This window comes from Histidinibacterium lentulum (assembly GCF_003789055.1).
Taxonomy (GTDB): domain Bacteria; phylum Pseudomonadota; class Alphaproteobacteria; order Rhodobacterales; family Rhodobacteraceae; genus Oceanicola; species Oceanicola lentulus.
Map to the genome: position 1 here is coordinate 73,272 of NZ_ML119081.1, position 12,071 is coordinate 85,342.

A 12,071-nucleotide genomic window follows, 5' to 3' on the forward strand; every position below is an offset into this window, starting at 1 on the left:
TAGGGTGGAGAAGGTTGGATATCAGACCCATCCCCTCCGCCACTTGCCCCTGCGAAAGCGTTCTCCCGATCCGGCTCCGGCCGGATTTTTCTGTCGTATCGAGGGTTGTGCGGTCGGGGCTGGGGTCGGGTGGCGGGCTCGAACCGATCGGCGGATTCCGCGGTGTCGTATCTTCCCGTCTCACGGGCTTCACCCGGCGGAACAGGATGTCGAGTCGTTCGGACCCGGCGAGAATCCGCCGTAACACGGCATCGGTCCGCAGGACGTTTGCGCGCCAGCGGCCCCGCGGCGCACTCTTCCCCCATTCCAAATCCGGAACTGGAGAATTGCCATGCCATCACGCTGGATAACGCTGGCGCTGGCCGCGCTGGCCTCGACACCCGCCATGTCGCAGCAAGCGGCCGATGCCGTCACGACCGAGGGCGCGGCGGCCGGTGTCGTGGAGGGGCTGAGCGCGGAGGCCGCGGCGGCGGTCGAGGCCAAGGAGGCCGGCGAACCGGTCACCTCCGATACATGGATGGTGGCGGCGGCCAATCCGCTCGCCGTCGAGGCCGGGGCCGAGGTCTTGCGGAACGGCGGAACCGCTGCCGACGCGATGGTGGCCGTTCAGACCGTGCTCGGCCTCGTGGAGCCGCAATCCTCGGGCCTGGGGGGCGGGGCCTTCCTTGTCTGGTACGATGCCGCGAGCGGCGAGATCACCACGCTCGACGGTCGCGAGACGGCGCCGCTGGCTGCCACGCCGCGGTACTTCCAGGACGAGACCGGTGAGCCGCTCGACTTCTGGGAGGCCGTCGTCGGCGGCCGGTCCGTCGGCACCCCCGGAACGCCGGCGCTGATGGAAGCGGCGCACGACCGCTGGGGCACGCAGGACTGGGCGAGCCTGTTCGAGCGCGCCATCACGCTTGCCGAGGACGGCTTCACGGTGTCGCCGCGGCTCGCCACTCTGGTCGCGGACGAGCCCGAGGACCGCCTGCCGCGGTTCGAGGCGACCGCGGCCTATTTCTACCCGGACGGATCGCCGATCGAGGCCGGGGACACGCTGACCAATCAGGACTATGCCGACGTTCTGCGGGCGATCGCGCAACGCGGCAGCGGTGCCTTCTACGACGGTCCCATCGCCGAGGCGATCGTCGAGGTCGTGCAGGCCAACGGCGGGCTTCTCGCAATGCCGGACTTCGCGACCTACGAGGTCGTCGAGCGCGCCCCGGTCTGCGTCGACTATCGCGAGACCAGGGTCTGCGGCATGGGACCGCCGTCTTCGGGCGCCCTGACCGTGGGCCAGATCCTCGGAATGCTGGACGCGTTCGACCTCGCCGGCATGGGCCCCGACAGCCCCGAGGCCTGGACGCTGATCGGGGATGCCTCGCGGCTCGCCTTCGCCGATCGCGGCCGCTACATGGCCGACAGCGATTTCGTGCCGATGCCGACCGAAGGGCTCGTGGACGCGGCCTATCTCGATCTCCGGGCGGAGCTTCTCGATCCGTCGCGATCGCTCGAGGAGGTCGCGCCGGGGGAGCCCCAATGGGATCATGCGATGCTCTGGGGCGACGACGCCTCGCTGGAACTGCCCTCGACGTCGCATATCTCGATCGTGGATGCCGAAGGCAACGCGCTCTCGATGACCACGACGATCGAGAACGGGTTCGGGTCGCGCCTGTTCGTGCGGGGTTTCCTGCTCAACAACGAGCTGACCGATTTCTCCTTCACGACGCACGACAACGGCTGGCCCATCGCCAACCGGGTCGAGCCCGGAAAGCGGCCGCGGTCGTCCATGGCGCCCACGATCGTGATGCAGGACGATCAGCCGCTTCTGGTGATCGGCTCGCCGGGCGGCAGCCGGATCATCGGCTACGTCGTTCAGGGCATCATCAACTACGTCGACTGGGGCATGGATCCGCAACAGGCGGTTTCCGCACCGCATCTCGTGAACCGCTTCGGTACCTTCGACATCGAGGCCGGCACGGCGGCCCTCGAGCTGGACGGTCCGCTGCAGGAGGCCGGCTTCGAGACGAGCATTCAGGACCTGACCAGCGGCCTTCACGTCATCGCGCTCGAGAACGGGATGCTCGTGGGCGGGGCCGATCCGCGGCGGGAGGGCATCGCACTCGGCGACTGACGCCAGCACGGCGGTGGTTTCGGAATGCGAAGCCACCGCCAATCCCACTGAACCGCGGAAAGGGGCGGACTGCCCACGCGGTTCCATCGGACGGGGGCCAGGACCCGCGCAAGCCTCGCCCGCAACCTCTGCTTCCGGTCAAGGATCGCTGCGGCGATGCCGGGCGCAAGAAGCGTGGGACGCAGGATGCACGTCATCCCGGAGGATGCGATGGCCGGGCATAGGCGGTCGTCGCCGGCGCTCCCCCGAGGAAGACCGGCAGGATCGCTTCGCGCTGCCCATTCCGGGTTCGGCGCGATGACGGGCGGTCACTCGGGCAGGTGGGTTCCGACGGGAGAGGAAAAGAGACCGAATCCCACGCCCTCGGTTTCGATGCTGGTGACCGGATCGACCGAGGCGATGGCGCCCGTCGCGACACCGGCCGGCGTGGCGAGCTCCGCGGTGGCCACGAAGGGTCCCGATGCCGTGGAGTAGCTCATCCCGACCACCTGGTCCCCGTCGACGACAAGGCTGAGCTGGATCTCCATCTTTGGGGTCTCCGCCGAGGCGGCGAGCGCCGTCAGCGCCGCGGAGAGGGTGAGGCAGCAGAGGCGGAGCTGCTGGGTCATGATCGTCCCTTTCGTCATGGGTCAGAAGCTGATCTCGAGCGCGGCGGAGAGGCTGTCCTCGGTGACGCGCAGCGCGTTGCCGACGGCGTCCTCGCCGTAGTCGTAGGCCGCGCGGGCCCAGTGCAGGCTCAAGGCAGGCCCGCCCGCGTCCTCCCCGAGCGCCACCTGCAGTCCGGCCCGCGCCTCGATGAAGCTGTTCTCGGTCGAGGCCGGGGTAACGTCGAGGCTCGTCGAGACCCTCTCGCCGATCCTGTAGCCGAAGCCGATCGTCGTGCTGTCGCCGCGGTCGTCCTCGCCGAGATTGGTGAACCGCTGTCGCAGGGTCACGGTCGCGGGCCCTTCCCGGTAGGACGCGGTGAGGTCCAGCAGCGTGTCGTCGCCGCCCGGTTCGAGACTGCCGTCCACCTCTGGCCGATCGATCTCCGCCGCGGCGGAAACACCAAGGGACACCTGTCCCGCGCCCAGCGAGACGGTGTGGGAGAGGCTGCCGAAGGCCCGGCTGAAATGGTCGTAGGTCGGATCGGCATGGACGGTCGCGCCAATGGTGGCCCGCACCCCGGTCTCGGTGTTCACCGTGTAGTCGCCGCCGACATAGGCGTTGGGCTCGTCATCGAGGATGACGCCCGCGAAGTAGCGCAGCACGCTGGTGCCGTCCGTCCGGTTACCGGTCCAGGACAGGTGCGGGACATAGGAATAGCGCCAGGTCTCCGTCGTCGTCATCCGCCGGATCGCCTCCTGTTCGGTCAACGCGCCGCCCGCCTGAACGTAGATGTCCTGGATGTTGGTGATGTCGAACTCGGCGAGACCCTGGGTCGCGAGGTCGAAGATCGAGATCCTCCCGGTGATCTCCGGATCGAGGTCGTAGGTCACGCCGGCCTCGCGCAGGGACTCGCGGATGGTCCGCCGCTCGGAGGTCGGAACGATCTTCATCTCGGCGGTCCGGGTCATCCTGCTCACCGGAGAGAAGCCCAGCCACACGCCGTCGGCCCAGGCCACCGGCGTCTCGGACGCCCGGGTCGGCGCGGTCTGCGAATGGTCGCCCCAGGCCCGCGCTCCGAAATAGACGGTGAAGCTGTCGGGCGGCAGTCGCAGGTTGTTGGCGGCGTGAAAGAGGTTGTTGCTGATGTTCAGGTCCGGCGCGCCGTCGCCCGGGGCGAGGGTGGCGTCATAGGACGGCAGAAGCATCGCGAGCGCCTGGAGCGCGAAGGCCTCGCCCGTCCAGTCCTCGTCCGGCAGCAGCACGCCGCCGCGGATCGTGCGGTCGAGCGCGGCCCGGCTGTCGGTGCTGTAGAGGTTCTGCTCGACCTCGGAAAAGGAGAGGATCGGCCGCAGTTCGGTCCGTTCCTCGCGGGTGATCCCGTTCCGCCCGTCGCGGGTCTCCGAGAAGGTGAACCCGGCGTTCGGAATGTCCGCGATCAGCGCCACGCTGTCGTCGATCCCCGGTCCGCCGCGCTGGAAGCCGGGGGCTTTCAGGGCCTCGTGGGTCGCCCTCGGGATCACCGTGCCGAAGCCGCGGTCGACGTCGAAGCCGCTGGGGACCAGCGTGTCCGGGTCGATGCGATCCTCGCCGATCACGAGGCCCGGCGTATAGGTGCAATAGGCGTCGGGGTCCGATCCGGGCAGGAGGCAGCGGCCGGTCAAGGTCAGCCGTGTGATGGAGCCGGAGACATCGATCGCCTCTTCCCGGACCGTCGTGATCCGTCGCTCCTGCGTCACCGTGCGGGACTGGAAATACTGCCCGGTCTGGCGGCGGTGGAAGACGCCGCCCTCGACCTCCTCGACCAGCGACCTGTCGCGCGCGGCCGTGAGGGAGAGCGGCGTGACGGGATCGCTGCCGGTGCCGATGGTCACGCCGAGGTTGGCCGTGGACTCGATCCCGTAATGCAGCGCGGTCCCGTTCAGAATGAAACTGGTGGTCAGCGGCACGAAGCTCGGGGCAGGGGCCGGATCGGACGTCGCGGGCTCCTGCGCCGATGCGGCGAAGGGACCGGCAGCGAGGACGAGAGAGGCACAGGACACGGCCGCCAGGCGACGGCCACGGGAGGAGAAGCTGGAGATCATCGGTCTTTCGGTCGGCCCTTGTCGGCCTTGTGTTGGGGGTTGTTCCCGGGGTTCGGCGGCGAGGCGGCATCCTGCAGGGCATGTCGCCTCGCCTGTCCGTCGCCCTGTCGGGGCGACGGGCGCCGCTCTGGGCGTTGCGTCACGGCGCCGGGTGGATGTACCCGCCCGGGCCGACGGAGGACCGGAACCCGTCCCCGTCGATCGCGACCGTGGACCGAAGGCCCGTGGAGTGGAAGTTCAGGCCGGATCCCATGCTGGCGCCGCCGTTGGACGAGGAGGCTCCGGCTCCGTCGATGCGGGCCGCGGTCGCGTTCGACAGCGCGGTGCCGCCGCCGGTGGCGACCGAGGCGGACAGCGTTTCGAGCGAGAGCATGGCCTCGCCGGAGAAGGTCACCCCGAGCGAGAGCGCGAAGGGAGGCGACGCCGGCTCCGGATTGGGGATCGCCGCTGCCGCAGCCGGCAGCAGGGCGGAAACCGCGGCGATCGCCAGAAACGTCGAATAAGGGGTCATGATCGATATCCTTCAGGTAATCCGGACCGGCCTTGCCCGCAGCGCGGGCGGCCGGTCCGGGGTGCGGACCGTGGTCCGGTCCGGCACGGGTTCAGTGGACGAGGTGAACCGACTTGCCCGTTCCCACGGTCGAGGTGAAGCCCTCGCCGGCGATCATGACGCGGGACTGAAGGCCGGCGTCGGAGTTCGAGCTCGCGCCGCCGTTGGAGGAGGAGGCGCTGTCGCCGCCGATGATCCCCGCCGTGGCGTTCGACATCGCGACCCCGCCACCCGTGGCGACGGAGGCGGAAAGCGTGTCGAGGGCCAGCACGCCCTCGCCGCCGAAGGTCACGCCGAGCGAGATCGCGAAGGGCGCGGAGGGTTCGTAGTACGGGTCGGCGAAGGCGGCGCCCGAGGTGAGACCGGCCACGACGGCTGCGATCAGGGTCTTCGTAATGGTCATTGCATGTTCTCCTGAGGTAGGGTCCGCGCCGGCCTTGCCCCGGTCTCGGGGCGCGGCGGGGGGCGGACGTCCATGAAGGTTCAGTTGTACCCGTAGGTCCCGTTACCGACGGACGAGGTGAACCCGTTTCCGCCGATGCTGACCTCGGAGCTGAGAGGCGCAAACGGATTCGAAGAGGCGCCGCCGTTCGAGGACGATGCGGTCTCGCCGTCGATCACCGCCGCGGTCGCGTTCGAGACTGCGGTCATCCCGCCCGTCGCGACGGTGGCGGACAGCGTGTCGACCCCGCCCAGAAGCGGGCCGAGGCCGCCCAGCGGGTCGTCGTAGTCCGACGTCATGGCCATGCCGTGGTCCATGGGCGCCGAGAAGGTCACGCCAAGCGAGATCGCGAACGGCTCCTGGTCAAAGGACTGCGCCGCGGCCGCAGTCCCGAGAAGGCAGACGCACAGCGCGCTGCCAAGGGCGAAGAAACGAGTCATGGAATCTCCAGTTTTGATCTTCGGTTTGCGCGCCATGACAGCCCGGTGTCCGGGGGTCAGGGCAGTCGCTGGTTCGGGGCGGCATCAGAAACGGGCCACCCGGCAGGGGGGAAATCAGGCCACGGCTGATCGGAATCCGGCAACGGCGAGCCGACGCTGACGAACCCAGTGACGATCCTGTCCGGGAATGAAGCCGGGTCCTGCCATGAGGCTTTCCGAAGACCCGTCGACCATCGCGGAACCGCAGATGCGGTAGGTCTCCGGAGCGGATATCCCGCATGTTGATCTGGGTACCGGGTGCTGCATGGGTCTGATGGATCTGCTGAGCGTCAGTTCGACTCGATCAGCCGGTCGTCGGCCAGTCGCAACGGAAGCTTTGATACGAGATCGGATAATCGGCAAGCGATAATAGGACAGAAAAGAACTCATTCGAGACATCGCACGCAACGTCATCTGATTCGACGCCGCGGCGCCGGGTCACAAATGGAAAGTAACGGCGCCTCCGATCGTGGCTCGTTGTCCGGAAAGCCGCTCATTTGATCTGGGCTTGACACAGCCCGGCCGCCTTCGGAAACCCCGTCTGCCCCAAATGAGGGATGCGGATCGCGTCCGACTGCCCGAGGCTCGCGGCGCACGGGGGCGGTCCGGTGCGGCATCGGTCGTTCCGGGAGCGCGGCGGGACGGAGACTGCGCCGACCCGGGCCTATGGCGAGGATGGTCCTCGACCAGCCGGCCGGCGCGGGAACTGCCGTGATGGCGCGACGCGGAGAGAACGGGCGACCCATGGATAGTCTGATGAACGTGATCGTGTTCGGCGGCACCGCGCTGCTTTTCGCCGGTCTGATCTGGCAGACGCGGCAGCGGGCCCGGGCGCGCGAACGCGGCCGCGAGGCCCTGAGCGCCCTCGCAGACCGGCGCGGCCTGCGCTTCGATCTGGTGGGCGACCGGCGCGGCGAGCGGCAGCAGATGCGGCTGTCCGACCCGGCCGGTGCCTTCAGCCTCACGATCAGCCCGGCGGCGCCCTCGAAGAAGGGCCGCGGGGATGGCGGCGGCACGGTGCTCCACATGCAGGAGCCCTCCTTTCCCGGCGGTCTTGCGATCTATTCGCCGGACCTGCACCGGGACCTGCCGCAGGCGCTCTCCACCTTCAGCGGTGCCCTCGACAGCAACCTGGCGCGGCGCGTGCTGTCGCGGTTTCTCGACGCGGATATCGCCGAAGGGTTGGGCGAGTTGCAGGCGTTTCCGCCTCCCGGCGGGATCACGATGTCGGTGCTGGCCAATGTCGACCCCCATCCCTGGTTCGACGCCGCCGCCATCGCGCGCGTCGTGGCAGAGGACCCGGTCGCGCGCACGGGAGGCAGGGTGCAGAGGATCGTCATTCTCAGGCGCAGCGGGCTCGACCTCAGGCTGACGCGCGCCGTCACCACCCCCGAGGAGTTGGAGGCGTTTCTGGACGCGGGCCTCGCGCTGCGGGCGGACCTTCTGCAGAAGGCCGCGGGGTAGGGGGTTCGCCACTCGGGTGCGCCGCGGGCCTTGAACATCGCCGGGACAGCGGCAACTAAGGGTCACATGCCGCCGCGTCATTGGCGGACGAGGTCAGGACCCGCAGCAGGATGCCCGTCGCAGCGCTTCGCCCCGATCCCGCAATGCAGCGGGTTCCCTCCGGATGAGCACCGGACGGGCGCCGCGGGCGCCGGTCACGTCGGTGTCGACGATCTCTTCCGCGGACGGCGCGCCGCTTCTGGTGCGCGAGGTGCGTCCGGACGGCGCGCGGGCGCGCTTCGCCGCCCTGATCGGCCACGGACCGACGGTTCATTCGGGACATCTGACCGGCGCGGCCGAGGCGCTGGCATGCCGGGGAGTGGCCTGCCTTGCGGGCGATCTGCGCGGGCATGGCGGTTCGGTCACCCAGCGTCAGCCGCTGGCGCATCTCGATCCGGACACGGGCTGGCAGGCCTGGCTGGAGGACATGGCGGCGATGGCGCGGGTGGCGTTCCGGGACGTCCCGCGCGAGCGGCGGGTGCTGATCGGCGGCGCGATGTCCGGGCACCTGATGGTGGAGCTGCTGCGCCGGGACCCGTCGCTGGCCGCGCATCTGGTGATGGCCGCGCCGATCCCGCCGCAGCCGGGGCTGCGCACGATCGTGATGGCCTTCCTGCGGTTCCGCCGGATGACCCATCCGCTCGACCGCCCCGATCCGCAGATCATGCACCATCTCTACGGGTTTCTGCGCGCCCACCTTCCCGCAGGCAGCCGGAACCACGACACGATCAGCGCCGATCCCGCGACGGTGGCGCGGGTGCTGCAGGACCCGCGCGGCTTTCCTACGCCGACGCTGGGCTACTGGATCGCCATGCTGACGGGGATGGATGCGATCTGGACCGGAACAGGCCCCGGCGAGCTGGCGCCCGACCTGCGGGTCCTGATCCTGACCGGGCCGGAGGAGCCGCAGACGCGGGGCGGACGGCTTCTCGGTCGGCTGCAGGGCTGGTGGCGAGACCGCGGGGTGACGGATGTCGCGGTGCGGTCGATCGACGGGGTCAGGGCCAACATCCTGATCGACGCCCCGCGTCTGCCGGTCGTCCCTGCTATCGTGGACTGGCTCGACGGCGGAGCGGCGACGGTCGCGACCGCGCCGCAAGCGGACCCGCAGGTTCCCTATGACACGGCGCTGGCCCGGCTCGGCGTGACGGCGGAGGGGACGGCGAGCCTGCACGAGCTGATCGAGCTCTGCTATGCCGCGCTCGACGACGACGAGCGCTGGGTCGAGCTGATCTACCGCCTGCTTCTGACCAGCGAGGCCGACCCCGAGGGGATGGACGATCTCATGCAGACCATCCAGCCCCATTGGCAGCGTGCCTTCGAGCTGCGGGAGGACATGCGGCAGGCGGCCTCCATGGGGCGTCTCTACCACGACCTGATCGACCGGATGGCCGTCGGCGTGGCGGTGCTCGACGCGGGCTTCGCGCTGCGCGACTGGAACACCGCCTTCGCCGAGGCAGTGGGGCGTCTCTTCGGTCGGCCAGGTGGCGCCACCAGCCTGCAGCGGGACGTCGCGCGGCTGCTGGCGACCCGGCCTCAGGGCGCACCGGAAAGCCAGAGAGCCGGGGACGATGTCCCGATCCTGCACGAGGGCCGTCTGGTGGGGGTGCTGCTGCAACCCCCGAGCCTTTTCGGCGCGGGTCTCGGGGCGGAGCCGCCGGGTCACCTGATGGTCCTGCGCGCGCCCGACAGCCGCAGCGCGGACCGCCAGCACCGGGGGAGCCTCCTTGCGCTCGCCTACGGCCTGACCGGTCAGGAGGCCATGGTGTCCGTGCATCTGGCGGACGGGCTCTCGACCGAGGCCATCGCCGGCGCCCTCGGCATCAGCGAGGCGACGGTCCGCAGCCACCTCAAGCAGGCCTTCGCCAAGATGGACGTCTCGAGCCGCCCGGAACTGATCCACCGGGTGCTGTCGGGGCCGCTCGGCTGGCTGATGGGCGAGGACCGCGCGGCACCGCCGCACCGCTCGCTGCCGCACTAGGATGGAGCCGCTCGTCGTCCTTCTCGGGCTCGGCGCGCCGGCGGCCTATGCGCTCATGCGGGCGCGCGGGATCGGGCAGGCGGATTTTCTTGCCACCGCGCGCCGGACCTCCATGGCGCTGACCCTGGCCGGGGTGATCTGCGGCAACATCGGCATCGGCACGTTCGTTGCGCTGTTTCTCTTCACCGCCGAAAGCCCCGTCCTCGGCTACACGGTCGCCCTCAGCTACGCGGCGGGTCTGCTGCTCTGTGCCGCGCTGGCGGGGCGCATCCATGCCGCGTCGCGGGCGACCGGGACCTATGGGCTGGTGGATTACCTCGCCGCCGCCCATGGCCTCGGGTCCTCGCTGCCGATCTGGGCACCGGTGGCGGTGGCCTTCGCGCTCCGGAGTATCGTGCAGCTGATGGCGCTGGGGCTGATCCTCGAGCTGTCTCTGGGCCTTGCCCCAGGCATCGCGCTCGCCATCGCGGGGCTGGCCGTGGGACTCTACACCGCCATCGGTGGCTACCGCGTGGCGCTGGAGACCGACCTCGCGCAGGCGCTCATCATCCTGGCGGGCATGGCGCTTGCTGCGCTCGGGCTGTTCGCGGACACGCCGCCGGGGGTGGCGGGGCCCGCGTTCTTCGACCTCGGGCCCCGGGGCCTGCCGTTCCTGATCGCGGCGGCGCTGTTCCTGCCGTTCTCCGCGGTGCTCGCCGTCGACAACTGGCAGCGTATCGCCACGGCGACGAGCGCCGGGACCGCCCGCCGGGCCTATCTGCTCGGGGCCGCGATCTGCACACCGGTCTATCTTCTCCTGGCCCGACTGGGGCAAGTCGCGGCAAACGGAGGGGCAAGCGGCATGGCCGAGGCGCTGGGGGCGTTCCGGGCGCTGATGCCGCCCGGCCTGCCGGTGCTTGCGGACCTCGTGGTGATGATGGCGGTGATGTCCTCCATCGACACCTTCGTGATGCCGCTGATGACGGGCCTGTCCCGCACGCGCTGGGGCATGGGGCGCATCCGGCTGGCGGTGGCCGGTGTCTTTGCCGTGCTGACGCTTGTCGCGCTCGGGATCGGCGACGCGCTGACGGGGGTGATCGCGGCCTTCAACACGCTCGTCGTGTTCCTGCCGGCCGTGCTGGGCGCGCTGGTGCTGGGCGACCGGGCGCCGCGGGCGGCGATGCTGTCCATGGGCCTCGGCGTCGCAGCCACGCTTGCCCTTGGCGCGCTGGCGCTCGATCTCGCCGCGCTCGCGGGGTTCCTGCTGGCGGCGGGGCTCTACGCGGCGCTGCGCCGGCGCGCCTGACGATACGTCCTTCCGTTTTCCCGCGGCCTGCCCATTACTGCGGTCATGGACATATTGGTGACAGGCACGAGCGGGTTCGTCGGCGGCGCGGTGGGGCGCCATCTGCGCGCCCGCGGGCACCTCGTGACCGGGCTCTCCCGCCGTCCGCCCCGCGCGGAGGCGGCGGACCGGGCCATCGTCCATGATCTCTCCCGGCCACTGACGGAGACCCCGCGCGTCGACGCGGTGATCCATGCCGCGGCGCTTTCGTCGCCCTGGGGGCGCCCCGCGGCCTTCGAGGCGGCCAATGTCGAGGGCACGCGCCACGCGCTTGCGCTTGCGGCGCGGTGCGGCGCGCGGTTCGTGCTGATCTCCTCCTCCTCGGTGCTCTACGCGCCCGGCGACCAGGAGGACCTCGCGGAGGGGCCCGCGCCGGACAGCCCCCCCGTCAACGACTACGCCCGCACCAAGCGCGCGGCCGAGGCGCTGACCCGCGCCCACCCCGGGCCCTGGACCATCCTGCGCCCCCGCGCCGTCTATGGCGTCGGCGATACGGTCCTGTTCCCGCGCATCGCCCGCGCGGCCCGGCTGCGGCTCCTGCCGCGCTTCCGGAGGGAAACGCCCGCACGGGGGCATCTCGTCTCGATCGACAGCCTCGTGCGGCAGGTCGCGCGTGCGGTCGAGACAGGGGCGGAGGGCATCCTCCACCTCGTCGATCCCGCGCCGGTCGGCATCGAGGCCTTCGTCACCGAAGCGCTGGACCGCGTGGGCCTGCCCGGTCCCTCGGTCCGGGTGGGGGTGGCCGGCGCCATGCGCAGTGCGGCAGGCCTCGAGGCGCTGTCACGGCGGACGGGCTGGTGGGAGCCGCCGCTGACGCGGTTCGGTGTCGCGGTGTTCACCGAAACGAAGACCTTCGACGACAGCCGCGCCCGCGCGCTCCTCGGGCCGCCCGACATCCCGAGCGCCGTCGCCGTGGCGCGGTTCGCGCGCTGGTGGCAGGCGGGCGCCCGGCTCGACGATCCCGCGATGGGGCGGGTGGGAGAGGACCCCTGACCGCCGCCGCCCTT

The 12,071-nt window shown here is 70.5% G+C and carries 10 protein-coding genes; 5 read left to right on the plus strand and 5 right to left on the minus strand.

The features are described 5' to 3' along the window. The first annotated feature begins 331 nt into the window (after positions 1-331). Positions 332-2,116 (plus strand): gamma-glutamyltransferase, encoded by a 1,785-nt coding sequence (gene ggt / locus EAT49_RS00365; RefSeq protein ID WP_123640249.1) that lies wholly within the window; start codon positions 332-334, stop codon positions 2,114-2,116. A gap of 308 nt (positions 2,117-2,424) precedes the next feature. On the opposite strand, the gene EAT49_RS00370 is transcribed toward ggt, so the two are convergent. The 5 genes from EAT49_RS00370 to EAT49_RS00390 all read right to left on the minus strand — a co-directional run bounded on the left by EAT49_RS00370 (position 2,425) and on the right by EAT49_RS00390 (position 6,217). Next, complete coding sequence (locus EAT49_RS00370; RefSeq protein WP_123640250.1) at positions 2,425-2,724, minus strand: hypothetical protein; 300 nt, start codon at positions 2,722-2,724, stop codon at positions 2,425-2,427. 21 nt (positions 2,725-2,745) lie between these two features. Beyond that, a complete protein-coding gene (locus EAT49_RS00375; RefSeq protein ID WP_123640251.1) occupies positions 2,746-4,785 on the minus strand; it encodes a hypothetical protein in 2,040 nt (679 codons plus the stop codon). Between the two features lie 139 nt (positions 4,786-4,924). Beyond that, positions 4,925-5,296 (minus strand): hypothetical protein, encoded by a 372-nt coding sequence (locus EAT49_RS00380; protein ID WP_123640252.1) that lies wholly within the window; start codon positions 5,294-5,296, stop codon positions 4,925-4,927. 91 nt (positions 5,297-5,387) lie between these two features. Beyond that, positions 5,388-5,738 carry a hypothetical protein gene (locus EAT49_RS00385; RefSeq protein WP_123640253.1) on the minus strand — a complete coding sequence of 117 codons (351 nt, stop codon included), beginning with the start codon at positions 5,736-5,738 and terminating at the stop codon, positions 5,388-5,390. 80 nt (positions 5,739-5,818) lie between these two features. After that, complete coding sequence (locus EAT49_RS00390) at positions 5,819-6,217, minus strand: hypothetical protein (RefSeq protein ID WP_123640254.1); 399 nt, start codon at positions 6,215-6,217, stop codon at positions 5,819-5,821. A gap of 783 nt (positions 6,218-7,000) precedes the next feature. Between EAT49_RS00390 and EAT49_RS00395 the strand changes: the two genes are divergently transcribed. The 4 genes from EAT49_RS00395 (at position 7,001) to EAT49_RS00410 (ending at position 12,057) form a co-directional block, all read left to right on the plus strand. Further along, complete coding sequence (locus EAT49_RS00395; protein ID WP_123640255.1) at positions 7,001-7,720, plus strand: hypothetical protein; 720 nt, start codon at positions 7,001-7,003, stop codon at positions 7,718-7,720. A 163-nt stretch (positions 7,721-7,883) separates the two neighbouring features. Further along, a complete protein-coding gene (locus EAT49_RS00400; RefSeq protein ID WP_123640256.1) occupies positions 7,884-9,740 on the plus strand; it encodes a serine aminopeptidase domain-containing protein in 1,857 nt (618 codons plus the stop codon). Between the two features lies 1 nt (position 9,741). Beyond that, positions 9,742-11,025: a sodium:solute symporter family transporter gene (locus EAT49_RS00405; protein WP_123640257.1), complete on the plus strand. Its 1,284-nt coding sequence runs from the start codon at positions 9,742-9,744 to the stop codon at positions 11,023-11,025. A gap of 57 nt (positions 11,026-11,082) precedes the next feature. Continuing rightward, positions 11,083-12,057 (plus strand): NAD-dependent epimerase/dehydratase family protein, encoded by a 975-nt coding sequence (locus EAT49_RS00410; protein ID WP_185020594.1) that lies wholly within the window; start codon positions 11,083-11,085, stop codon positions 12,055-12,057. Positions 12,058-12,071 lie beyond the last annotated feature (14 nt).

Bases quoted from the DNA above. Each gene is read 5' to 3' on its own strand.
- ggt (WP_123640249.1), top strand. From the start codon at position 332: ATGCCATCACGCTGGATAACGCTGGCGCTGGCCGCGCTGGCCTCGACA.
- EAT49_RS00370 (WP_123640250.1), bottom strand. From the start codon at position 2,724: ATGACCCAGCAGCTCCGCCTCTGCTGCCTCACCCTCTCCGCGGCGCTG.
- EAT49_RS00375 (WP_123640251.1), bottom strand. From the start codon at position 4,785: ATGATCTCCAGCTTCTCCTCCCGTGGCCGTCGCCTGGCGGCCGTGTCC.
- EAT49_RS00380 (WP_123640252.1), bottom strand. From the start codon at position 5,296: ATGACCCCTTATTCGACGTTTCTGGCGATCGCCGCGGTTTCCGCCCTG.
- EAT49_RS00385 (WP_123640253.1), bottom strand. From the start codon at position 5,738: ATGACCATTACGAAGACCCTGATCGCAGCCGTCGTGGCCGGTCTCACC.
- EAT49_RS00390 (WP_123640254.1), bottom strand. From the start codon at position 6,217: ATGACTCGTTTCTTCGCCCTTGGCAGCGCGCTGTGCGTCTGCCTTCTC.
- EAT49_RS00395 (WP_123640255.1), top strand. From the start codon at position 7,001: ATGGATAGTCTGATGAACGTGATCGTGTTCGGCGGCACCGCGCTGCTT.
- EAT49_RS00400 (WP_123640256.1), top strand. From the start codon at position 7,884: ATGAGCACCGGACGGGCGCCGCGGGCGCCGGTCACGTCGGTGTCGACG.
- EAT49_RS00405 (WP_123640257.1), top strand. From the start codon at position 9,742: ATGGAGCCGCTCGTCGTCCTTCTCGGGCTCGGCGCGCCGGCGGCCTAT.